1 protein-coding gene is annotated in these 616 nt (G+C 43.5%); it reads right to left on the bottom strand.

The genetic code is table 11. From position 1 onward, the window contains the following. Positions 1-279: 279 nt before the first annotated feature. On the bottom strand, positions 280-616 hold a 337-nt coding region (locus tag AC1DUA_RS39970), incomplete at its 5' end, for a helix-turn-helix transcriptional regulator (protein WP_477504924.1).

Here is a 616-nt window from a genome sequence, read left to right as displayed (position 1 = left end):
GTGCCTACGCTTAGGTGGAGCTACTTTTAATTTATGTCAGTTTGAAACTTTGTGAATTTTTGCACGAACATCTGCTAAGTTGATAATGTGTAAGGTTTGATGCAACGCTAGTGGAGAAATTCCAGTTAATAGGACTATTAGAGCGTCGCAAGTAATAATTAGCAGGAGCTTAGGGTGTTAATTTGGAAGCAACGTCGATCATCTCGGTAGCGTCCGGTTTAAATAAATAAAAGGCTGTCCCAAGAGTAGAATATTCTACTTATTGGGACAGCCTTTTATTTATTTTTTGCTAATGACATAGACGCATTTGTTCGCGCCTTTGGCTAAACATTCTGTTCGCTCAACCTTCGCGTCTAGCAAATTCCGAAACAGAGAAAGTTCGCATTGGCACGCTTGCCCGAATGTATTCGCCACCTGAGCGATTGGGCAATTATGCTCGCTAAACGTATAGGTATCGTCTTGTGTCTGCGACCAATCGACCATATACCCGTTCTCGTTCTGAATTTGCGCTAACTCGGCTACACGTTCCTCCAAGCTTTTGTCCAGCATGCGCGGCTGATAACGAGATTCAAGCTTATCCAGCATGCGCGGCTGATAACGAGATTCAAGCTTATCC

It is taken from the genome of Paenibacillus sp. 01T422 (assembly GCF_056398785.1).
Note: the sequence above shows the minus strand (reverse complement) of the source record. Positions and strands in the feature narration are given on the sequence as shown.